Below are 22,943 nucleotides of genomic sequence, written 5' to 3' on the forward strand. Positions count from 1 at the left end.
CCATTACACAGCATAGGAGATGGTGTGGAACCCCGGGCCCAAGGGGCGTAGGGATCGCGAAAACGCCCGAGTGCTAGGGACACTCGGACCGGGTTCCCGCGGAATATGAGAGAACCCATGAAAGAAATCGCAACGACGAATCAAGAGCGTGTCGACAGAGACCTAGTTGAAGATATAAAACAAATAAAACAACTTTGTCAGGTCTGTGGGGAGCGTTTGCGGGCGGGTGAGCGGGTGGTTGCGTACGTGTTACGGCCGTGTCCGCATTCGGTGTGGGTGGCCGGGCAGGTGCGCTGTGTAGACCATCCGCTATCCCTTGAGTCGATGGCGACGCTGGGCGTTTGTGAAGCGGTTGTGTCAGGTCGTGTTGGGCGGTGTATTGATCAGGCGTACCAGCGCGAATGGCCGGTGGTGCTTGAACCTGCTGTCGAGAGCTTGTCGCCGCGTGAGACGACAGCGGCGGTTGGTGTTCCGAGTGTGACGGTTGAAGACGTGACTGAGTGCCCGGTTGCTGAGTCGGCGTTGGAGCGTCGGGCGGTGCTTCGCCAGGCGGAGGTGGCGTAACGATGGTAGACGGCTTCGAGTTCGCTGATCTGTCGGTTGCGGAGGATGATCTGCTGTTCTCGGACGTGTATGTCGGCCTTGAAATCGATCTGCTTGCGCCGGGGGATGGTGTGGTGACGGATCGGCATCATGCGTCGGCGGATCGGTACGAGCCGGAGGATCCGATGAATCAGATTGAGGGACAGATTTCACCGTTCACGCTGTCGGGGTGGCTGCGGCACGGCTGCGAGGAGGTACTGCAGATTGCTGGTGCGACGGCGTGTCATCCGGGGGAGCCGGATGGGAATTACCGGCGTGGGGACGTGTACGAGCGTGATCTCGATTCGGGATATCACGAGAAGGGCAGCTGTACTGAGGAGCACGATGACGGGTGCGTGGTGTACGACCTGTTCGGTGGGTTCGGTGATCAGCCGGGGAAGTTGCTGCGTCGGCCGGTGTCGTTCTCGCCGATTCGGACGCATGTGGACGTGCTGGATGGTGATGCGGAGGCGCATTACCGGCGGGTGAGTAACCAGCTCCGGTCGCGGAACGAAGCTGACGGTGGGCAAACGCTTCGCCAGTCGGACCGGGATCTACTCGGGAATGTTGAGGGAACGTGGAAGCTCACACTCCGAGAGGTGAAGCCGGAGTTCGTCGGGCTCCTGCTGGAAGCGGTATCGTTCCTGGATGCGCACAGTGATGAGTTCGCGTTCCAGATCGGCGGAGCGCGGAACTTCGGGGCCGGGATCGCGGACCCGTGGGTGGTCAATCCGTTGTACTCTGAGTCGGAGGTGAAGCGCGTGTTCAACCGTTCGAAGGCAGGACGAGTGAGATGGACCGGAAAGACGAGGTGTGGGCGTCTGAGTGTCGGCCGGCATTCGTGCGGGCGTTGCAGGCGCGACTCGCTAAACGAGACAGCGACCTCGAAGCGCCGGATGCGGTCAGCGGGGGTGAGTCGGCGTGACCGACCAAGGTGACGAGTCACTGCAGCCGCCGTCGGAGTCGATCCGCCCCTCCGTAGCGAAAGAGGACGGCGCTGGTGAAGCATCGTCCGGGTCAGAGGGCGACGAGAAGGGAGTGGACCCGATGGTCGCGGTGTATCGGCACGATGTGCATAAAGCGCGGATGCGGTCGCACGAGGACGCTGCGGAGATGTTTCGTGGACTCTCGGTGAATCAGGATGTGCCGTTGGGTGCGGATGGGGATGCGGCGGTGTTGAGTCGGCCGCGAGGTTCGCCGGAGCAGACGGTGGATAATCACGAGTCGTGGCTGCGCGTGTCGCTACTGACTGGGAACAGTGGAGAGCCGATTGAGCCGGTTGGGGACATCGGCCTGGCGCTGTACGACGTGATCAGCATCGAGGACCCAGAGGAGCTGCACGCGGCGTGGCTGGATGCGGCGGTGCCGGCGTTGTTCTCGGAATCGCCGTACTACCCATACACGAGTTTGAAGTACCACACGCTGCTGACGGCGGCGTTGCTGGACAATTACCGGGCGGGGGCAGCGTTCGATGACCTGTTCCTCGCAGTGAGCCGCGGCGACGACGCCGACGTTATTCCGCATCGGACGGTGCTGTCGCTGCCGGGATTCGATCTGCACGTGACGAGTGATCCGGATGGGCGGCCGGCTGCGCGGCTTGGTGACGTACCGACGCGGTCATTCGCGGAGGTGTGGGCGCGCCTCCAAGAACTCCCATTCGACGTGAATCGGGAGCGGCGGTGGCGGGTGTTAGATGCGCAGCTGCGACGGATCCGGTCGTGGTCGGTGGCGCTGCAGTACATCGAGGAGTACGTCGCCGCGCTCGGACCAGCGGCCAGTGATGGGACTGGCGGCGCGACTGGAGGTGAGTCGCGTGGCGCGTGACCGTTCTATGCGTGCGGGCCGAGATGCCTGTGCTCCTCGCAGTGGAAATGAGGGGGTGGTGGCGTGACGCGAATCCAGCAGGTGCTGTTCGAACTCGACGAGCAGTACTTGGGGAACCCGTATTTCGCCACTGGGAACGCATTGTTCAACGCGTTGGCGCGTCGTGTCGATGCGGAGACGCGCCGGGCGCTCCAGGTGAGTCACGGTGTGTTCGTGCCCGGTGAATACGGTGAGTACCCGGACGAAGCGTCGCAAGACGGGTATGCGGGGAAGCTCGGGCAGTCGCTGCCTGAGGTCGAGCGGTACGCGGACTTGTTCGTGTATCGGGATGCGGCGCAGCGGTGGTTGCTGGACTCACGGCCGCGAGATGCGCATAACGTGTTCGACATTCAGATGCACGGTAATCGAGTGGCGTTCGCGCCGACGTGTTGGTTCGGACGGCCGTCGCACACGCATAAGTCGAAGCGGTCGGTGTCGTGGTACGTCCAGTGCTACCTGCACACTGGGCCGGGTGACGATGGTGTGGTCCCGGTTGATGAGGATGTGCTTGACGAACTGCAGGTCGGCGGTGCGCGGAACTACGGGTTTGGCGAGTTGTCGCTCGTCGACACGCAAGTCGTTGAACTGGATGCGCTGGATTTCTCTCGACTGGAGGCAGTGCAGGAGGACGGTGAGGCGTGTCAGATCGAACTCGTGACGCCGTACGTGCTCGATACTGAGCATCCGAGTGGCGACGCTCAAGACATCCCGTGGTGGTGGCGTGTCGACATGGACGTGAATCCTCCTGGTTCGACGGGCGGGTTGCGTCGCCGGGAGACGCGGCTCGTTGATGGGTCGGAGTCGTACGCGGTGAGGGTGGTGGACCACGGGCAGGTCGTCGCGTATGCTGGTGATGACCCGGTGGCGACGGCGCTGAATGGCGTGCTGCGGGTTGGGACGCATTCTCGGTTCGGGTTCGGCGAGTTCCGTGTCCGCCCGCCGGGCGAGGACCGTGTTCCCGAGCGTCGCGCTGCGCGAGCCGGGGGTGAAGTGTAGTGGTGTTGGAGCAGGTGGCGTTCGATATCGAGACGACTGGGTTCGGCGTCGACGACGAGGCGACGGTGCTTGGGTTCGCGGTGCCGATGGGCGTACAGGTGTTCCTGCAGACCGGAGATCGCCCGGCGCGAGGCGTTCAAGCGTCGGTGCAAGAGCAGGTGCCGGTGCACGTGGATGTCTCGACGTACATGTCCGAGCAGGAGTTGCTCGCGGCCGTGACGGGGTTCGTTGAGGAGCGACTCAGCGGCTCGGACGTGTTACTAGTCGCGTACAACGGTGAGCGGTGGAACGGCGGGTTCGACGTCCCGTTCCTCCGCACGCGGTACGCGAAACTCGACCTGCCGTGGCCGTTCGTGGACATCCCGTACGCGGACGTGATGCCGCTGGTCAGTAATAGATTCAATACGACCGTGGACGGCGACGACAGGCAAGATCTGGGCAGCGCATACAACCTGTTGTGCGATGGTGAGTACCGTGACTTAGATCCGTTCGATGGGAGTGATGCTGCCGTTGCCGCGTTCGGGAACGGCTGGTTCGCGGAGTTAGTACAGCACAATGTTGCGGACGTGCTGCGAACGCGAGAGCTTGGTCGCGTCGCTGAACGGTACTGTAGCAAGTCGGAGTTCCAAGTGAAGTCGCTTACCCCGACCAGAGAGGTGTGACGTGACTCCGACTCATCTCGTCCCAAGATCGGGAGAGCTGCTGAGGAGGCTCAGATCTTCGCGGGAACTGGGTTGACCTTGGTTCCGGTAGCAAAGTTACCTGAAAAACTGCGGATTGAAGCGATACACCACTCCACACCTGGATCGACGACGAGTAATCAATCAACGTGAGTACGACGCATGGCAGAGACTGAGCCACGACGACATGGTGAATCGAGCAGTGAACGAACGGACAGTAGTGGGGCTGATCGGCCGGGGCACTGTGAGTGTCATGAGACAGTTGATCCGGACACGCGGCAGGATGTCTTGGCGGAGTACAAGCATCGGTGCCAGTCGTGTGGGCGGCGCGGCCCGGAGAAAGGCGGGTTGGCGACCCTGCACGTCCACCATATCGAACGCGATCCGGACGGAATGGACGAGCACGATATGGAGAACTTGACGTTGCTGTGTCGGCCGTGCCACAGTTGGCTGCATCAACAGGCGACGCCGGGTGACTCGCCGGTGACGATTACGGAAGCGGATCGGAGCGTCCTCCTCCCACAGGACGTTGAGGTGTTACAGTACTTAGCGACACATGGACCGACGCGGACCGGTGACATCGCATCTGGGATGACGGCGGACTTGTCGGTGTCGGCGGTCCGGGAGCGACTCTGGGTGCTCATGGGCCTGGATAACCGTGTTGAGTCGCGTGACCGACAGATCGTCGATAAGGATGTCGAGACCGGTGAGTGGGGTCTCGTCGACCAAATCGAGAATTCCGCTCGTGGACACATCCCCGACGATCAGCAGCTACTGTTGCAGCGGATGGAGGACGAGCAGGTCCGACGTGCGCTCGACCGCGGGTGTGATCGGCGTGCTGTGATGGATGTTCTCGGAATCTCGCGCCGCTCGACGTTCAACAAGGTGAAACGAGCGTACGCGTATGACTTTCCGCTTGACGCGTTCAGTCGGGGCGGGAGACCGACTGATGGTTCTCGACCAAAGCGGGATACGCAGGCCACGAAGAACGAGTCGGACCAGCAGCAACGGCTCGACGATGTCGCCGATCAAGAGGATGGATCTCTCGGGCGGATTGAAACTTGGGGAACGCCTGAGTCGAACACAGATGAGCCGGGCGTGCATGATGGTGACCTGCGGAACGGGCGATCAGCAGACGACGATGGCCTCAGTGATGAGTTGCGGAGGCATCTGCAGCAAGCAATCGATTCGTTGCAAGAGGCTAATTCAGCGCTCTAACTGACGAATTGGCGGGTAATGATTCGGTATCGGTCGCAGTGGATTGTCCTAGATGCGCGATAGAGGTGATGGTGGCGTCACTTTGATTTTCACGGTGGGTGACTGTAGCGTATGACTCGAAGTATCGAGGCAGAATTAGCGATGATACGGCAGCAACTTGCTGCGCTTCCGGAGGCGGAGGAACCCCCGCCAACTACGCTGCAGGTGCTTGGCCGAAGCACGCAGGAGCGTGACTGGCAGCAGTTTCTTGTTCATTTCCTGATGCCAGGCGCGCCGCATGGTCTCGAACACGCCGTGTTAGAACACGTTTTGGCGGCGTTGTCTGATCGAGACGATCTGGAGTACGCATTTTCTCGATTCGACATCGACGACATCCAGATAGCTCAAGAGGTATCCACGTCGGACGGGATTCCCGATGTCGTTCTGTGGGCATCCGATGAGTGGTTCATCTGCTGGGAATTGAAAGTTCACGCGTCAGAAGGGCAGGACCAGACGGAACGGTACGTCGCCGTCGATTCGTTCGACGGGATCGGGCTTGACAAGTCCGGGGTCCCATCCGACGGCCAGCACTACGTGTTCTTGGCCCCGGAATCCGCGTCATCCCCAGCCGCTGAAGAATTTGTGCATATCTCGTGGGAGTGGCTGGCGGCAGAGCTACAGTCGTTCTTGATTGAGAGCTACGATGAGTACCCGGCGCGAACCACGGCGCAGTTGAGAGACTTTGTCGACACGATTCGGAGTGAACTCACTATGACGGATTATCAAGAGAATCAGCAAGAGAAGGTGGAATTGTACGTCGAGAACTACGGTGTGATCTCAGAGTTGGAGGCGGCGTTTGAGGAGGAATGGTCGGAGTTCGAAGCGACGTGGGGAAGGCGGCTATCGCAGACACTAGCGGGGGCTGAACTTATTGAGGATGCAGATGCGCCGGAGGAGTACGCTGCGGTTCGGGTGCAGATGGAGTCGGGTGACCGTCGGCAGTGGACGTTCCGTCAGGGGAAGTCAGATTGGTCGTGGCTGTTCCCTCGGGAGTGGTGGACGAAGCTAGATGAGAATCGCCCAGTTTCAGATGCGACCAAACCGAATGCGAGGGTTGGGCTGGTTCACCGGCTTGACCGGCATCGGACGGAGGCAGTCCGCGATCACACCTTGATCGTCTCTCTTCGAAATGCACCGTCAGGCCACGATAGCTTCTACAATAACTTCGCAGCGCGATTCAGTGACGCTAACACGGAGATCGCGGAGGCGATTGAAGAGACAAATTTCACGATTACGGGGAACAAGTCGAATCTCCTCCGTGCTGAGTACGACATCAACGTCGATGCCCACGCGGACTTCTTCGACGCGTACGTCGAAGCTTTAGCAGAAGCTGTCCGGGAGATAGCCCTCGAAAACTCTGAGCTGGTCGGAATTATTGACCGCCTGTATGAAACGACAGTGGCGGAAGACGTGACGGTGTGAGCCGTGAGTGATTCGATCAGTCGTTGTTGTGACAGTGGGTCCTATGGGAATCCAATTTGAACGGGGAGAGAGTCAGCTTCGTCGCCCCATGCTAAGTACCGGTACTGCCGGTAGCGTGAACCCTGTCGTGGATCCAGACCAGTGTAGTCGATCACGGGTGACGGCTCTTCGTGGTCTTCTACGTCCTCGTGATCAGGGTACGTCAGTAGTGCCGCGCGGATGGAAGCGCGTCGATTCGCGTCCACTTGGTCAGGGTCAAGCAGGTACTCGTGAGATTGCAGCACCTCGTATTGAGTCGAGGTGAGGGAGTCCCATGTCGGACGTTCTTGGGTAATCGTGTGACGCACTTCCCGACTTCGCTCTTCGACCTCGCTAACGACCGCTTCGAAGGTATCCCAGTCATCAGCCTCAAACGAAGGTCGCCTATCGATCAACTCGTCAGGAAAACGGGATTCCAGTAATTGACTCTCGTAGTCAAGCAGTTGCTGATACCCCTGCGCAGGGTCTGGACGACTATGCGTTCGGAGCGAGACTCCAGCGATAGTTGCGCGTGTGAGAGCTTTGATCTCCGGCCACGTATAGAGGAACCGGGGCTCGATACGGTGGTACGCTCCAGGTTGCGAGTAGCGCGGCTGGGTCTTGTCTTTGAGGTAGACCGCTGAGAACGTAGGGGAGGGCCCGTTTGTCGGCACCCAGAACGCAGTGTACTCGTGTAAGTTCTGTTGACGCTTTGGGAGTGTGGCGAGGGCTTCGACGTCGACGAACACGGTCGAGCCTAAGACGTCTCCGAGCCCGGAAAGGTCAGTGACGACTGGGAGTGCATAGAATGCGAGTCCAGGAAGTGGAGTACGGCCGAGTAGTGTCTTGGCCTGTTGGCCGTTGAACGGGAATTTTACTGCTCTTTGCGGGTGTCCGGGATCGAAGGTGCGATCATCGATTTCGCTGTAGACAGCCTTGTACTGGAGTTCGAGGCGGGACGCTGTACTGAATTCGACATCGTAGCCACCCGTGGCTTCTTCGTGCTGTGTGGGAACGATAGCGACCCCAGCGTCGAAGTCACCCTTGGCTAAATGCTGTTGAGTCGCATTCACGAGCAGTGATGACTCAGAGGGGTAGTCAGTCATATCTCGACCGTGAACTCTTACTGTGATTATTCTTCGGCTGAAACGATAGGAATAGTCTTGCCACGAATTTCATTTGCCTTTGTCGGCCGAAACGACAAGGCTTAGACTTTGAGTAGATGGTCGTAGACACGTTCAGTCGTCTGAATACTACGATGACGGAGTCGATTGCGGACATCGTACAACGTGTTTCCGTCTTCTTCGTTCATCATTCGATAAGCAACGCCGTGCCGTAGCGCGTGAGGTGTGACGTCGCTTGGATCTCCCCTACTTCCATCAAGTTTGTAGGGTCGAATCCCAGCCTCCTCAGCGATCTTGTGAAGCATGTTCCTCACGCCTTGTTCGCTGATGCGCTCCGAAGATCTTGATGGGAAGAGGGCTGGCGTGTCTTTCCATCGGTTGGTGAGATACGCTGAGAGCAGCCGTGTCGTATCGTCGGCGAGTTCGAGGGTCACCGGCGGTGGCGAGTTTTGGTTCGGGTAGTCCTTCTGCAGTTCCGTGGGGAGGTAGAGTTCCGAGTTGTTGTTCCGGAGTAGTTCGACATCAATCTGGACGAGTTCACCTATTCGAAGCCCAGTATCGTACATCGTCGTGACAATTGCTTCATTGCGCTGTTGGAGATACTCGGCACCAGTCGCGTAACATGCCGACCGGAGTGATTCGACTTGATCGGGTGTCACCCACACTTTCGCCCGAACTTGGGAATTTGCGTACTCGCCCATTCTGACAAACCCTCTTTATAAACAGTACTGTGCCCAAACCACTTGAACTTTGGAGTCCACAAGTAGACTCCAAAGTTCATTAATCAGCCTGGGATCTGGAGACTGATGCAGTTCCTAGAAGCGATGTTCTAGATATTCTTGGGTAAATCAGAGTCCACGGACAAGGGATAATCCTGAAGCACTACTCACATCGATTCGTCGAATGAAGCTACTATCTCCGAAAGAGTATCCTCATCAGTGCCACTAACGCTCTCCTTGGGCGCAACGAATAGGGACGTATCGTCAACCTCGGATAATCCTTCAATCACAGTTCGACCGATACGAGACTCTTTTTCGCCCAGAACCACACGCAGTGAGGCTGAAAGTACACTCTCGCAGAGGGACAGGAAAGCATCTTCATCTACCTCACCAATTTTGAACCCTTCTTGGTAGGTCTCTGGGAGCGTGATATCGAGGCGGTGAACGTCGTCTTCAGTATCCCAGAGATCAGCACTAACGAGATAATAGATGTAGTCTTCAGTCTCGCAGAAAGATTCACCGTCGTAGAGATCGACGATAGTTGATGCATTGTCGTCTTGGCGTACAACAACGTACGCGTAGTGAAGAACGACCGCTAATGCAACGGAATCGAACTCGTCGGGCAGATCTTCTTCAACAAAGAACATTAGCGGAGTAATGCATTCGGCGGAAGCAGGGGTGTGATCGAGGATTTTGTCAAGGACGGAATCCAGTTGGTTGGAGGATGCTTCACTGAGGGAAACGACGACTCGATGGAATGCGTTTGAATCCACTTCGTGGAGCTCGTAATGGGTCAGTACGCGTTCTACGAACGCACATCGCTTCTCAACTGAAAGTTCGCTCACTATATCGAAATCGACAGCCGATGGGTCTGGTGCCGTGTCCCGGGGGTCGGCATCGCTGTTCTTGAAGTAGAGGAGGCCGAGGTCGTTCAACGTGTAGAAAATATCCCACGAGACGATATCTCCATCTTCGTTCCCGGTCGCAAGAACCATGTCTCGTGCTTCGGGTTCCAGTTGGTAGGTGTGGAAGTCACCGTGTCGCTTCGGGACGAAATAATAGGAGTCTGCGCCCTTGTGCTTGTGGAATCCTGGCATCTATCATCTGTATTGGAGAGTCATTACATAAATCCAGAGACCCCGTAATAGGACTCTCAATGTAGGGCAATAATGAAACCCGCAAATCCAATCGACGACTGAGTATACCAGAGGGGATAAAAAATAGGGGTCGGGGGCTCACGAGTTGGTGTCGTAGAGCTCCTTCACATAGGCTCCATCGTGGAGCATGAGCTGGACTTCGTCTCGGGGGTCGTAGTAGTGGTCTTTGCCGTTCAGGATGTAGACCTTTCCAGGTTCCAGTCGAACGTCAGGGTCGTAGACAACGAAGGCCCGGATGTCTCCGTAGTTCATCGACTTGTCCCAGAGGAGCCCTTTCTGGTAGGGCCGATGGCTGTTCAGGTCTTGCTCACAAGTGACCTGAGCTTTGACCAGGACATTGTCTCCTGACCCTGAGAGATCTGCGAGATCAGCGAGTCCCTGCTTTTGCGCCATCTCAGTCACCTCCTTTTCGAGTGATGCTGATCGCTCCGGTGCTCCGGCCTGCCTCGGCGGTCGAACCACACCACGGACAGGTCTCGTTTGTTCGAAGCGGTTCGTGGGGATGACCACACCCCTGACACCGGACTTTTCCTGGAGCGTAAACCCGTGTCTTACTGGCGTACATCACGGTGGTGATGACGCCGTTCTTGCAGGTCATCAGGAGGTCCATCAGCGGGTGGAGTCGAGCCTCGTGGTAATCTTTGTCCGGTGCTTCGACTCGTACACCGCGTTCCCACGCTGTTGCGAGGGGGATGTCTCCGTTGTCGAACCGGTTGCCGTACTCGTCTGCTGCGTGGGACGACACAACTGGACGCTGATGCTGGTCGCTGGTGGTTTTCGTGTTCATTGGTAGAATCCTCTGGTCGGCAGGACGGTTCTGGCCCTGCCGAAGTGTGCTCAGTCGTACGAACGGTCTCTGAGAATCGCTATCTCGCCGTCGGGTGAGGGGAATACCGGACCGGCAAGCTACACGCTACGTTCGGTGACGATGCTCTGAGCTCAAGTTCACTTCGGCGGGATGGTAACCGAAGCAAGGCTGCTGCTCAGAACGTTGAATACCCTTGGCAATCCACGGAGTCATCTCCTGACGTCGCTCCACGTAGGGTCAAAGGGCCCGAAGCCCCTTCGTGTAATCCTTCGCGGGCGAGCGCCAAAGGTAACCCATAGCTGACGAAGTCGAGCCAATCTTCGTGACCTGCCATAAGGCAGGTAGAGGGTATCGGGGAAGGCCTCGAATAGAGGCCGGAAAATCGGCATACCCTCGCTGGCTCTCCGAGCCACCTCAGCCGGGAACCCCTCAATAACAGTATTGTCGCAGGACCATACTTAAACCAAAATTAAGCAGGCACCCCCCTGATTCTGGATCCTGTCGCCCTCCGGACTGTTCAGCAGCGCTGCATTAAAGACCGCTTCCGGTACAGGGTTAATCGATGAGTCAATCGGTGTGGGAAACTGCTACTATTGACGATGCTATCCGGGAGATCACTACGGGTGCCCGGTTAGATTATCGCGCAGGGCCCATACACGAGGACGAAGGGGACGGAGAGCTGCCGCCGGCATGGGGGGTCGATGTGGAATCCTATGCTGTCGGGTACGAACCTGTCGGGGAGACCTCTATTGGGAATGCGTCAGAGCGATACAGCCACTCTAAGTTTTCTCGGTTCCGAACACCGGCAGACCGTCTCGCTGAACACAACGAAGGACGGCATCCGTCAGATGGGACGCTGAGCGCGCGACTTGCTCGGCTCGACAAGAAACGCATCACACAAGCATACTGCTCCCGGCTTGATGTCACTCAGTTCCAGCGAGATGAGGCAGTACGGGCGATGCTCTTGTTGAATCTCGACGACTTTGGACAGAACAAACGGATCGAGAAAGTGGCGTTAACAGTCATCCGGGTCATCGTCAACTACAATCGCTTCGCACATCTGCAGAAGACGGATGCTCAGCGAATTTCGGAGACAAAGGATTTCAAACAGCTCGCTGAATCCGTTGAGCTGGACAAGCGAACGATGCGGCGGCTATCGAGAAGCATCAAGGAGAATCTGAGTGCGGCTGAGTTCTTCGAAAAGGATCTAGAGCGACAAGACCTCCGACAGGCGGAATTCCGGCACCGAAACGAGCGTGACACGCAACGACCTGGCCACACGTGGCCTGGCCATGCCTCTGAATAGGACGTTTGAACAGCCTGGCAATCCTCTCTATCGGTTAATTGTTGTCAGTATCCCTCGAATGAGGGGTTGAATGTCTGACGATGGAACTGAAGCGGAAGTTGTTCGGTCGGCACGAATTACACGACATCGTGATGGCACTCCTCTTGGGTGCAGTATTCACATTACTGGTCCTGATATTCTCCGATTAGGTATTGATCCTGTCGAAACCGATGTAGTCGATGTCGTTATTCAGGATGGAGAACTCCGGTTAGTGCCTGGGGAAGGAGAACCTGTAATTGTCGAACGTGCCGCGTCTGACAACCAGAAAGAACAGTGGCGAGAGGTGGAATCAAAGTCCGAGTGATTGGATTTTTATTGTGGTGGGTGGTGGCCGAGTGTAGTCCTGAAGAGGGCCGCCAGTTACTGGCTGGCTTCTACGGTAGTTTGTTGTTCCAAAGATACTTTCTAGGTTGACTTGAATGATTGTCTATGGTTTCCCAATCTGTTTCGGAGATGGAAGCGAGATGTGCTTGTCTGGCTTGTAGTGGCGGCTCTGAGCGCCTGGTTGATTTTTACGATAGAGGTTGGGTCGTTGGACACTACGAGGAGAGAGCGAGTTTCGATAGTGACCAGTACGAGGATGGAGGGGCCTGGCAGCTTGATCAGATGCGTAAGGCCGCTGAATCGTCTAATGCCTTCCTGTGCTCGTTACGTCTGGCATCGAAGATCTCGATTCCAGATGATGCGACGACTCAGGAGCGAAAAATCACATCTGCGCAGCGAAAAATCGGAGTGATTGAGCCTGATACAACGCCGATGTACGCGTTCGCTTCTGGAGATGGCAGCTATGAGGTGTTCCCGATTGGGCAAGAGGACACCGCTGAGAGTGCGTTCGGTGAGTCGGATGCTGATTATCTCTACAAAGTAGTCCCCTTAGGAGAGGAGACACGAATCATCGAAGGAGATCGGTATCGGTTGAACGAATACGAGACACCGAATACCTTCTCTCCTTGGGAAACGTTCTCCCCGCAGGTTCAATCGTTGTACCTTGGAGAGACGCTTCCTGAGATGGAACCTGGGTCGTATACTGGAGACCAGACTGAATTGCTCTGCGAAGAGTATCTTCGAGTCGTTCGGTCAGAATTCTTCCCGCTAATGCAGACGGGTGGCGCTACTGGGACGAATCAAGGGTTCGATATTCTGGGAGAGGCAGATGGGACGCCTATTGTAGGTGAGGTAAAGAACAAGTCCAGTATCGATTCGGATGTGGTCAATGATCTGCGAAACCATACTTCCCGCGGTGCTGATGCATACTACTTTGTACGTGGTGGTGAATCCAGAGAGGGGATTAATGTCGTCGCAATAGAGAAAGTTTTAGAGACACTGTCTAGCGACTACCATCGGCGGATGTTGGACCGGATGACCTCTTATGACGGGTAAATTCGATTTTGTGACGGTCTAGCTTTTCTCGATACCGGACGCGATACGCCCCATATACTCTTCGTGGCTGATCTGTGCGCCACGGAACTGAGGACTCATATGCCCGCAGGGAAGGATTTCGACGTCGTGTTCTCGTGTTGCTCGGTGGAGTTTCCCGTGGACTTCAGTGATTGAGGACGGATCATCGATGTCGCTGACTGGCTCTGCTTGGAGGTGTGTCCGGACGGCGTCCCATGCGCGGCTACCGAAGGTGAAGATCAAGTCAGGGTCGATGTATTCTAATTCGCGGATCAGACCAAGGCGGACTGAGGCATCAAGGGCGGCTTTGGAGGGACTGTTTTCTCGGTACTTCACGACATCCGTCATGTAGAACTCCTCGAAGAAGGATCCAGAGAGCAGATACTGCCACCAAGCCGTGTCGACATCAACTAACCCGTGTTCTTGGCACTGCTGGATGAACTCAGAAGTGAAGTCCGTGTAGCGTTTCTTCGCCAACCATCGAGCGCCAAATCGCTGGTCAACGTGTACCTTTTCTCGATAATCGTCGGTGTCGAGACCAGCGTAAGCGTTCGCCTCAAAGACGACGTGTTCTCCTGGGACTCCAGGGTCAGCTAGTAAGAAGACGTAGGATGGGTCGTTCTGCTCCCAGTCGTGGTAGTAGGCATAGGTGAGTTTTTCGAGAACCTGTTCGGGAACATCGGCCATATGGTGTTCGAACGGCTCTGTTTAATCGCTAGACGGCATCGAGTTCAGTCGTTAGAATCACGATGTTGAAGCGGAAGATTGGGAAGTGTGCCAACCCAAATCTTCCGCTTCACCGAACGCTGTGTCTGGATCGCTAAAAGAGTTGCTGACGATACGGACGAATCCGCCGCCCCAGAAGGTGGCGGCGGATTCGCTGATTATGCGATGATTCCGCTTCACTGCTTGCGAATCTACCTTGGAACATCCTATCGGATGACCATCGACATTCTGACGGAGATGCCACGAATAACCCGGGAGATCGGCCTTGAACCGGCCGATCTCCCTCATCCATCCACGCTATGTCTAGCGTTCGATAGGCTCGAAATGCGTGTGTGCCGAGTGCTGCTGCGCTATTCAGCGCAGCTGCACGAGACCGGTGAGATCGGCGCGATCGACGCAACGTACTTCGACCGCTCCCGTGCAAGCCGCCACTACTGTCGACGGACAAACTACCGCGTTCAGACGATGAAAGTGACGAAACTCGTCGATACAGACACGCAAGCGATTCTTGATTTGCACTGTACTACGACGTGGGAAGGGAGTGATGCAGAGATCTGTGAGCAACTCGCCCGCAAGCACGCGGGCGAGTTGCGCGTCCTCACGGCGGACAAGGGCTATGACTGTAACTGGCTTCGAGAAGACCTCCGAGAACTCGACATTCGACCGTTGATCAAGCACTGCGTCCATGCACCGTACGATCACGCGCACAACGCGCGGATTGATGACGAGCTCTACGGCCAACGAGCGATGTCAGAAACCGTCTTCTCTTCTGTCAAGCGCTCGCTGGGCGTCGCCCTGCGAGCGCGAACCTGGTACCGAGAATTTCGTGAGATTGCGCTGATGTGTGCGGTTTACAACATCAAGAAGGCCGCAAAACAGGAAATTCCGATCCCGTCATGCGATTAAACACGGCCGTTCGTTCAAACGCTTGCGAACGCGGTCGTAAGCGTTCTTCTGAGCCTCTTGGAGATAGCGTGACTCGGGGTGTTCGATGTGCTCTACAAACTCTGAATTCATTATGCAGTGCCCTTGAGCAACCCTGAACTTAGTTTTTCAGACGAAGGTGGGAATGGTAGAAACGGCCCTATGGAACCTCTCGAAAGCCGATGGTTTGTCGAGATAATGCTTCAGACAGGGCGTGCATCTATCAAAATCAAAACTCACCTTGAGAATCCTTTGAAGCCCTCTACATCTGTGAAGACGTAGAGGAGGTACGACCAAACAGTGGTTAAGAAGATCGCCATCCAAATGAATAGCAACGAGTTCACGACCAGATTCCCATGGCAGACCCGTGCCGCTAAGAAGAGTGGTGCAAGGAAAGTAAACACCCAGTCAGAAATCACAATTATGTCTAAGAATCTGCCAAATATTTGTCCTGAAGACCCTCGAATACTAGAGGCCGATATCTCTGTCATAGCAATCGTATAAACACTGGCACCAGTCAGAAGAGACGCTACGGTCAAGCCCAGCAACCAACCCGATCCGGGTGCCAATTTCTCAACGAACGGGACACCGGTAACCGCGCCACATATTGGAAGCGAGCTATGCTTCGTGTAAAGATACCCAAACATAATCGGGGGAAGGAACGAACTTTCCTCCCGAAGGGAGTCCAACAGCGACAACGTGCCTGTGCTCATACTCGCTCAATTGAGGGGGCATTAGTAAGAGTGCGTCCTCTGCTCTGGGATTGCCTACTGAATACGTTCTCTAGCTTCAGCACAACACTCCTAGCAGGTTTGAGGGCTTCAACGGAATCAGAGTGGTGGGTTTCTTGGAGAAGAGCGTGCTCCGTCGGTAACGGGTCAGGTGCCTGGATAGACAATGGAGGGGTCGCAGGTGGGGTCGGCATTATCTGGGAGGACCGAGTAGTCGCCTGTAGATTCGCGTGCTGTTAGCGCGAGGATGGCGGCGTCGAGGACGTCGTCGACGCGGCCAGACTGGATGCGGTGGTGCCAGCTGCTGTTTGTTTGCCGCTGGTCAACAAGGTCTAGTACTGGTTGGAAGGATTCGCCGCCGTTCTTGATGAGACAGTCTTTCCGGGCTTGGAAACCCGCATTGGTTTTCTTCGAGGGGAGCTCGTCGCCGTGATACGCTTTGAAGCAGACTTCTGGATGGCTCTCGTAGACCGTCTCACGTGCAGCCTCGACTTCATCCAACAGTGCGTTCACTTCTCGGATACGCGGGATGAGTCCCCAGCTGTGGCTTCCCAATCCACGAGTGTTCTTCGCTACTGCTTCCTCGTAGTCCTCAGCTGTCACCGCCTCAGTGTTCGGTGTCCAGAAGACGGTACTGCCACGAGGTCTGAGGAAGTCCTTTGCTTCCTGGTCACACTCTCGATCTTCCTCACCTTCGAGGTGGACTGGGATGTCCACTAGAATTTCGTTTGCTCGATCTCCATACTCGTGCCAGACGTTCAGCAACGAGGGTTCTGCCCCGACGTCGGTTGTCTCTGTAGTCGCCTCGACGACAACCCATGTTCCGCTTGCCCAGTCCACGCCGACGTGTGAATCCATAGGGAGGAAAAACACCAGCTACACTTAGTTTCCAGTTACTCTAAGGGTCTTGTTTAGATTCTGTGTGCGCTGAGCGGTTACAGAGGAAACTTTCACCGAACTAAATATCAACGGGTACCTTTATCCATGACGGGGATTTAGAGTCTATGTACGTTGAGCGGCTATGGAGCCAACAAACGAGGAAGAGTCTCAACGGAAGAGCCTGTCGACGCGTGAGTCGCAGGCACTGTCACGACTCGCAAGCGAGAATCACCAGGTCATCACCATCAGCGACATCGCGGACGTCCTTGACATTCCACGGAAGTCGGCCAAGGACATGGCGTATGCCCTGAAGGAGAAAGGCTGGCTTGAGCGGATCGCCCACGGGAAGTATCTGATTCTGCCGCTCGCTGCGGGTGAGAACGCCGTGTATACCGAACACGAGTTCGTGATCGCGTCTGCACTTGTGGAGCCGATGTACATCGGGTATTGGAGCGCGCTCAACCATCACGGGCTGACGGAGCAGCTGTCTCGAACGGTGTACATCGTGACGACAGAGCGCGCCCAAGAGCGTGAAATCCACGGGGTCACGTATCGACCCGTGACCGTCACTGAGCAGAAGTTCTTCGGCTATCAACCAACTGCGGTCGGGTCGAACCAGGTGAACATATCGAGTATCGAAAAGACGCTGGTCGATTGCGCCGATCACCCGGAGTTCTGCGGGGGTATCAGCGAGCTTGCGAAGGCGATGCAGAACGCTGTCGACACGCAATGTTCGTGGGATCGAGTCGTCGAGTACCTGCGGCGAGTCGGGAACGGTGCCGCAACGAAACGACTCGTGTATCTCGCCGACCAGTTGGATATCTCCCTGCCAGAGTACGAGGATCTCGTCGAGAACTTCACAACAGGATACCCACTGCTTGATCCGACGAGAGAAGCGAAGGGGACCCGCGACAGCAAGTATCAACTCCGTCTGAACGTCGCCCCCGAATCGTTCCTTCCGGATGAGTTCTCATGATTTCTGAAGCGCAACTTCGACGGCAGGCCAGAGAGTTAGATGTACGCCTCGGCTACGCGGAGAAGAACTACGTCAATTCGTGGATCCTCTGGGCAATCTACACGAGTCACTACGGTGACAACCTGTTGTTCAAAGGCGGAACTGCGCTCAGCAAGTTGTACTTCCCGGAGACGTGGCGCTACTCGGAAGACCTTGATTTCGGTGTCGAGGGTCAGTACCACGGGAGCGAAGCGGAGTTGCAAAGCACATTGGACGACGCGACCAGAGCCTCCGGTATCGACTTCGAGGTGACCAAACACCGCGAACTGCAGAAAGAAGCGTATCCGACGCACTACGTCGATATCGATATCCAGTACAGCGCTGTGCTCGGTCACAAGAACACAACGAGTCTGGACGTGATGATCGACGAATACGTGGCGTTCGAGTCGGTAAGCCATCGCCACAGCTACGGAGATGTCCCAGAATTCGAGTTGACCGCGTACAGCCTGGAGGAGATCTTCGCGGAGAAGTTGCGAGCGCTCTATCAGCGGTCGCAGGCGCGTGACTACTACGACCTCTATCAAATGATTACAGAGGCTGACGTTGATGACTCGGTTATTCTTCCGGCATTCACGCGGAAGTGTGATCACGATGGTCTGAACATCGACCTCCGAGATGGACTTCCCGGAGAGAAACAGGATGAAATTCGTGACGGCTGGCAGAATACGCTTCCTGATTTGGTTGCAGACCTCCCCGAGTTCGGCCGAGTTTATGACACACTCGAAGACTACGTCGATTCGCTAGTTGACGAACAGCAACCCTAGTCCTGGCGGTGGGCGACAACCTGAAAGCGAGGACTTAGCAAGTCTCTGTAGTACTGGAGATGGTGCTGTCTTCGATACGATATCCTGCTGTGATATCGGAGCAGGGTTATTGCAAAAACGGAGGCTGTCTACTGGTTCCAAAGATTTCATTGCGGTCGTCACCGTCAGTACTCGGACAATCGCTCCAGAGGGAAGTTCTACCGAATTCGGCGAGATGCGTACTGATACCGCTGTTTTCCGGATTTCAGCCTTTCTAGCTTGAGGTTGGTTCGTTCGCGGGTGGCAAGGGTTCTTATTCACGAGTTCCATTTAACGGGTTTAGACCGATGGCAAAGACAACGAAAGATGAATCGTTTGGCGAAGGGTTCCCGTCCGAAGTTCGGTGTCCCGTGATTGGTGGAAACCAGTTTCAGCTTCCGGCACGACTTGTGCGTGAGGTCGGATTCAGGAGTCCGCGATGGGAAACTGTTCGAAGCGCAAAGGTTGCGTGGTACTACCACGAAGAAGATGAGAAGGCAGTCCTCGCAAATAACACGATAAATAGACCGTCCCTGGAATTGAGGGGAGCCTCTGCACTCTCCGGTGTCAGTAACGAGGATTTGGAATCGGGCGATGTGAGTGGTGCGAGGGTGACCATCATAACGGACCTACCTGACTCCCTCTACGAGAGACTCACGCAGGACAGACTCGTACTGAAACCGTTGTACGCCGCCCAACACCCTCCGTTAGAGAGTACTTGTGTCTCTGTCTACCCTGGTGGGGAGTATGATCGTGGAGCACTCCCGAATGTGAGTCACCACCGAATCCCGGATGGTGGTACCGAAGCAAGGTCGGGCGAAACTTCGGACGTAGTCGGAACGTACAACGATCACGCCAATTCAGTCTGAACTTAAGCACTGGATGCCTTCGTCCTGGATTAACTGGCGGTGAGATTGATGTTGAATCGGCGTCTCATCAGTACGGTGAGTCCCCTCCACCCTACAACATATATGAATTCTTATCATACTATCTCATGATATGAAAGATGTGGAAAATGCAGGACGGGAGTAGGATGCACGCACGGGATTACACACAGTTGTTTGGGATTTTCCCTGAACCCGGACGACGGGACGCGGTTGAGCTACTGAGCGAAGATCGGGTGTGACATAGAGTTCAACACAGCCGTGTGTAATTATGACATAATTGGAAGATAATCGTTTGGGCTGTTAGTAGGAGCGGCTGAGAGGTTTGTGAGGACTGTGTGTGCGACCGCTGCTGTCTTGGACTAATGTTAAAAATGCACCGGCGATACAAATTTTCATCGTCTACAAATCCTCATCGAGAACGTATTTGTATTCTGGTAAGTGCTATTTTACTACCACCGTAATGGGGAGATATGGCGAACAGCTCAGGGGACCACTCAAACGAACCAGAGGGGTATCGTAACTGGAGCCACGATCTGGCCACCCTTCAGGAAATCGGGGAAGAACTCCTCGAAGAATGGAGGACGGATCACCCACAATCACCACGGGATTACCCGGCGGTGCGGTGGCTGAGTGACAATGGCTACTCGCACCTCCGGTGGGTACTCCGTGAAAAACACGATATGGGAACGCCCGAATTCTTCATTCTACTCACCTCAGCAGGCGGAACGGAAGAGTACGAATGGAGCATCGACGACGTCGCCACCATCGAACGAGCTAACGCATACCTCGATGATCGCATCGAGTGTCGTGGTTGGAGGCCCTCCACGACGCGGACACAGCGTGCGCGGATCAACGAGGTTCTCCGTCGGTTCGCAGACGAATACGACGATGACAGAATCCTCGCCATTGCAAACGACCCCGGACGTAAGACCGATGTCTACGAATCCTTCAAGGAGGTCGTTAAGAGCCTCCGAGAGGAGCTGACCTCGGACGATTCGACTCATCATCACGTGCGCGCTGCACATCGATTCTTCGAGTGGCTCGACCGATCCGACCGCATTGCCTACGATCCGATGGAGAACATCGAGGATGAGTTCCGGTGGGACTGGCAGTCTGATTCGACACCCCTGACGCCTGACCAGATTCGGAGATTGTGGGTCGTCGCCGAGACGGACGAAGAGCGAATGCTGGTAATTGGGTACTGCGTCTGGGGTGTTCGCACGAAGGAACTCCCCGCCGTCCATGTAGACCAGATCACGCTCGACGTTCACGATTCATACATCGAGTTCGAGGAACCTGACCGAAAGAACGGACAGGGTCAAGTCTCCCTCATGTTCGGCCTCGATGCACTCGCTAACTTGCTCGACGAACGTGCACAGCGACCAAACTGGAATGGGTACCTCTTCCCGAGTGATGCAGCAGATCGGTCGTTCTTGAGCGCTAAACAGATGCGTCGGCGGTTCAAAGACTTGTGCCGGAAAGCTGGCGTGAAAGTCGACGGTAAAGCGGGTACTCCGAAGCACGGCCGAGCCTTCTACTACAACATCTTGGCGGATGCAGAGTCGGACTTGTTGGAAACCGCGGGTGAAATCGCCGAGGAGCAGGGCGCTAACGATGCCAAAGCCGTCCGGGACTTCTACCTCACTCCTGAGAAACGGAGACGGTACAGACGCATCCTCTTCAGGCAGCACATCCGTCGAATCCTGCCGGACGACGCCCACACACAGTACAGCACGCGCACTGACTTCGACAGCTCACTTGCCGATTTCGAGTGAGACGCGCCCGCCACGAAACTCCAAACTAACAACCCCAATCAATGCCCGACCATCTCGACGACGTAGAGTTCCTCAAACAACACCTCTCGGGTGATCCGCCAGAGGAATTACTCGAACAAATTGCGTCCACTGTCGTGGACCACATGGCGGACTCGTTTCCCGAGTTATCGCTGAAGTCCCGCCCCATGGAGGCGGTCTTGGATGAGTTCCGTGAAAAGAAATTGGAGGAGGTTGAATCAACAGGACAGTACAGGCGGAAACTAGACTACCTCCAGACGTACCTTGAAGACGAGGCGCTCATCGAATCGACCGAGGAACTCACGAGTGAGGACGTTGAGCAATACGATAAATGGCGGAAGTACGAGTCTTTGCCTCGGGACGAACCATTAGCGGACACGACGCTTAGCGACGATATGTACCTCTTCCGCGAGTTCATTCGGTATCTGATCGAACATCGTATGGCTCCGGTTCGCTTCGAGAAGTGCGTCGAAATCCCGGAAATAGACTATGCCGGTGGCGAGGGCGTCGACGAGAAAAAACTCGACCCGGAGATAGCGAAAGCAGCGCTGAACTACCTTCGGAAATACGAGTACGCCGATATCGAGCATGTCTCGATGGAGTTGATGTGCGAGTCTGGTCCCCGGAAGCGGGGATTGATCGGACGTGATGTTCCTGACTTCGACTACGAAGAGCGGGTTCTCACGTACGAAACCGACGAAACGACACCGCTCAAGAACGACGAGAGTAGCGAACGGGAGATAACCCTCTACGGTGATGTTCCAGAGATCATTCAGGACTATCTCATTAATCAGCGACCGCCCGAAACTGATGAGGAGGGAAGAGAACCGTTGCTCACGAAAGGTGACGGGAGAATGAGTCCATCGACGCTACAGAAGATCGCCTACAAGTGGACGCGACCGTGCATGGTCGGTTTAGACTGTCCTCACGGCCGCGATCCCGAGGACTGCGAAGCAGCGCAGAAGAATAACTCAGCCTTCAAGTGTCCCAGTAGTCGAGCCCCGCACCATATCCGGAGCGGGTATATTACCGATCAGAAGAACAGGGGCGTCTCAGCAGAGGGAATTGAACAGCGGTGCGATGTCTCACCGCGAGTCCAGAAGCTCCATTACGACCTTCCGGACGACGCTGAGGAACGCGAACGCTTTGAGGACGAGTTCCGGAACGCCGACGACGATCCCAACTCCGGTTTCAATCACGACTAACCGCTAGTTCTGCTGAGGAGGACACGCGGATCATGATCCATACTGTTGACGGAGCTCATCAGGCGTGGGTTCCCGATGTCGGCATGTAGAACACCACCGAAGCGGTAACTTACCGAATTCACCGGCAGGTACTTTGGGAGGTGTCTCACCCGCTGGATTGAATTGCGTGTTCTCAAGCTGTTCTAAGTGGGTACAGTCGATGTGAGTGTGCACAACAGGTGCGTTATCCAATCCTAGTGACCCTATGGGTGCGTGGACACCTGGTACAGAGGTCGGACCACGCTCTCGGTCGTGGTCGTCCTTCTCTTCGTTCCGGATGTCTTCGAGAAGACTGTTCGGCCAATAGTCAGCTACCTGTTCTCCATTATCGGCATCTACGACCTCGACCCACAGATCGTTGGCTGGCCATATCCTGATTCGATAGGTATTGTCCTTTGACCACTGGTCGTCCCGATAGTCTCGATCATCGGTCAACGTCGGGATCGTCTCCCCTGTCTCCACGAAGAGATCCGCCCCACGCCCGTGAAATGTCTTGACGCTCTCCTTGAGATTTACAATCCGATACTCCTCTTCATCAAAATGTTCTTCCAGAACTTCGAATACTGCATCCGAATCGATAGCCTCGAATTTTG

Annotated in this window: 21 protein-coding genes and 2 pseudogenes; 14 read left to right on the top strand and 9 right to left on the bottom strand. The window is 55.8% G+C overall.

All coding sequences use genetic code 11. The annotated features are described in order from the left end of the window. Window positions 1–566 precede the first annotated feature (566 nt). The 7 genes and pseudogenes from RH858_RS16220 to RH858_RS16250 all read left to right on the top strand — a co-directional run bounded on the left by RH858_RS16220 (window position 567) and on the right by RH858_RS16250 (window position 6,800). Window positions 567–1,507 (top strand): annotated as a pseudogene (locus RH858_RS16220) (hypothetical protein). Continuing rightward, window positions 1,504–2,406 (top strand): hypothetical protein, encoded by a 903-nt coding sequence (locus RH858_RS16225; RefSeq protein WP_310562438.1) that lies wholly within the window; start codon window positions 1,504–1,506, stop codon window positions 2,404–2,406. The pseudogene RH858_RS16220 and the gene RH858_RS16225 overlap by 4 nt, the downstream one beginning before the upstream one ends. Window positions 2,407–2,469: 63 nt before the next feature. Continuing rightward, window positions 2,470–3,441, top strand: a complete 972-nt coding sequence (locus RH858_RS16230) for a hypothetical protein (RefSeq protein ID WP_310562439.1) — start codon at window positions 2,470–2,472, stop codon at window positions 3,439–3,441. Beyond that, window positions 3,441–4,103, top strand: coding sequence for a hypothetical protein (locus RH858_RS16235; RefSeq protein WP_310562440.1), 663 nt, complete (start codon window positions 3,441–3,443; stop codon window positions 4,101–4,103). The genes RH858_RS16230 and RH858_RS16235 overlap by 1 nt, the downstream gene beginning before the upstream one ends. Before the next feature lie 180 nt (window positions 4,104–4,283). Continuing rightward, window positions 4,284–4,568 (top strand): annotated as a pseudogene (locus RH858_RS16240) (HNH endonuclease signature motif containing protein); the annotation flags it as partial. Window positions 4,569–4,604: 36 nt separating this feature from the next. After that, window positions 4,605–5,339, top strand: coding sequence for a hypothetical protein (locus RH858_RS16245; protein WP_310562457.1), 735 nt, complete (start codon window positions 4,605–4,607; stop codon window positions 5,337–5,339). 111 nt (window positions 5,340–5,450) lie between these two features. Next, window positions 5,451–6,800 carry a PD-(D/E)XK nuclease family protein gene (locus RH858_RS16250; protein ID WP_310562441.1) on the top strand — a complete coding sequence of 450 codons (1,350 nt, stop codon included), beginning with the start codon at window positions 5,451–5,453 and terminating at the stop codon, window positions 6,798–6,800. Between the two features lie 41 nt (window positions 6,801–6,841). On the opposite strand, the gene RH858_RS16255 is transcribed toward RH858_RS16250, so the two are convergent. The 5 genes from RH858_RS16255 to RH858_RS16275 all read right to left on the bottom strand — a co-directional run bounded on the left by RH858_RS16255 (window position 6,842) and on the right by RH858_RS16275 (window position 10,605). Then, window positions 6,842–7,924 carry a hypothetical protein gene (locus RH858_RS16255; RefSeq protein WP_310562442.1) on the bottom strand — a complete coding sequence of 361 codons (1,083 nt, stop codon included), beginning with the start codon at window positions 7,922–7,924 and terminating at the stop codon, window positions 6,842–6,844. A gap of 101 nt (window positions 7,925–8,025) precedes the next feature. Then, a complete protein-coding gene (locus RH858_RS16260; protein ID WP_310562443.1) occupies window positions 8,026–8,643 on the bottom strand; it encodes a tyrosine-type recombinase/integrase in 618 nt (205 codons plus the stop codon). A gap of 185 nt (window positions 8,644–8,828) precedes the next feature. Further along, window positions 8,829–9,758, bottom strand: coding sequence for a hypothetical protein (locus RH858_RS16265; protein ID WP_310562444.1), 930 nt, complete (start codon window positions 9,756–9,758; stop codon window positions 8,829–8,831). A 138-nt stretch (window positions 9,759–9,896) separates the two neighbouring features. Continuing rightward, the gene (locus RH858_RS16270) at window positions 9,897–10,211 is read right to left on the bottom strand and encodes a hypothetical protein (RefSeq protein ID WP_310562445.1); all 315 of its coding nucleotides are present in this window, start codon (window positions 10,209–10,211) and stop codon (window positions 9,897–9,899) included. A gap of 1 nt (window position 10,212) precedes the next feature. Beyond that, on the bottom strand, window positions 10,213–10,605 hold the full coding sequence (locus tag RH858_RS16275; RefSeq protein ID WP_256288287.1) for a hydrogenase maturation nickel metallochaperone HypA: 393 nt from the start codon (window positions 10,603–10,605) through the stop codon (window positions 10,213–10,215). Between the two features lie 583 nt (window positions 10,606–11,188). Between RH858_RS16275 and RH858_RS16280 the strand changes: the two genes are divergently transcribed. Together RH858_RS16280 and RH858_RS16285 are read left to right on the top strand one after the other, a co-directional pair. Then, window positions 11,189–11,932, top strand: a complete 744-nt coding sequence (locus RH858_RS16280) for a hypothetical protein (protein WP_310562446.1) — start codon at window positions 11,189–11,191, stop codon at window positions 11,930–11,932. Between the two features lie 468 nt (window positions 11,933–12,400). Next, window positions 12,401–13,351, top strand: a complete 951-nt coding sequence (locus RH858_RS16285; RefSeq protein WP_310562447.1) for a hypothetical protein — start codon at window positions 12,401–12,403, stop codon at window positions 13,349–13,351. A gap of 18 nt (window positions 13,352–13,369) precedes the next feature. Here the strand turns inward: RH858_RS16285 and RH858_RS16290 are convergent, their stop codons facing one another. Then, window positions 13,370–14,056, bottom strand: coding sequence for a uracil-DNA glycosylase family protein (locus RH858_RS16290; RefSeq protein ID WP_310562448.1), 687 nt, complete (start codon window positions 14,054–14,056; stop codon window positions 13,370–13,372). Between the two features lie 87 nt (window positions 14,057–14,143). Here RH858_RS16290 and RH858_RS16295 point away from each other — a divergent pair, with 87 nt between their 5' ends. Beyond that, window positions 14,144–15,001, top strand: a complete 858-nt coding sequence (locus tag RH858_RS16295) for an IS5 family transposase (RefSeq protein WP_310562449.1) — start codon at window positions 14,144–14,146, stop codon at window positions 14,999–15,001. A gap of 254 nt (window positions 15,002–15,255) precedes the next feature. Here RH858_RS16295 and RH858_RS16300 read toward each other — a convergent pair whose 3' ends face one another. Both RH858_RS16300 and RH858_RS16305 read right to left on the bottom strand, forming a co-directional pair. Next, entirely contained in the window at window positions 15,256–15,732 is a 477-nt protein-coding gene (locus RH858_RS16300; protein ID WP_310562450.1) for a hypothetical protein, read from the bottom strand. Between the two features lie 165 nt (window positions 15,733–15,897). Then, entirely contained in the window at window positions 15,898–16,608 is a 711-nt protein-coding gene (locus tag RH858_RS16305; protein ID WP_310562451.1) for a DUF429 domain-containing protein, read from the bottom strand. A gap of 163 nt (window positions 16,609–16,771) precedes the next feature. Between RH858_RS16305 and RH858_RS16310 the strand changes: the two genes are divergently transcribed. The 4 genes from RH858_RS16310 to RH858_RS16325 all read left to right on the top strand — a co-directional run bounded on the left by RH858_RS16310 (window position 16,772) and on the right by RH858_RS16325 (window position 22,311). Further along, on the top strand, window positions 16,772–17,605 hold the full coding sequence (locus tag RH858_RS16310) for a type IV toxin-antitoxin system AbiEi family antitoxin (protein ID WP_310562452.1): 834 nt from the start codon (window positions 16,772–16,774) through the stop codon (window positions 17,603–17,605). Then, window positions 17,602–18,408: a nucleotidyl transferase AbiEii/AbiGii toxin family protein gene (locus RH858_RS16315; RefSeq protein WP_310562453.1), complete on the top strand. Its 807-nt coding sequence runs from the start codon at window positions 17,602–17,604 to the stop codon at window positions 18,406–18,408. The genes RH858_RS16310 and RH858_RS16315 overlap by 4 nt, the downstream gene beginning before the upstream one ends. Window positions 18,409–19,783: 1,375 nt before the next feature. Next, on the top strand, window positions 19,784–21,088 hold the full coding sequence (locus RH858_RS16320; RefSeq protein WP_310562454.1) for a hypothetical protein: 1,305 nt from the start codon (window positions 19,784–19,786) through the stop codon (window positions 21,086–21,088). Between the two features lie 41 nt (window positions 21,089–21,129). After that, window positions 21,130–22,311, top strand: coding sequence for a hypothetical protein (locus tag RH858_RS16325; protein WP_310562455.1), 1,182 nt, complete (start codon window positions 21,130–21,132; stop codon window positions 22,309–22,311). 30 nt (window positions 22,312–22,341) lie between these two features. Here RH858_RS16325 and RH858_RS16330 read toward each other — a convergent pair. Beyond that, window positions 22,342–22,943, bottom strand: a 602-nt coding sequence (locus tag RH858_RS16330; RefSeq protein WP_310562456.1) for a hypothetical protein, incomplete at its 5' end; no start/stop codon positions are given.

It is taken from the genome of Halalkaliarchaeum sp. AArc-GB (assembly GCF_031432225.1).
Lineage (GTDB): Archaea > Halobacteriota > Halobacteria > Halobacteriales > Haloferacaceae > Halalkaliarchaeum.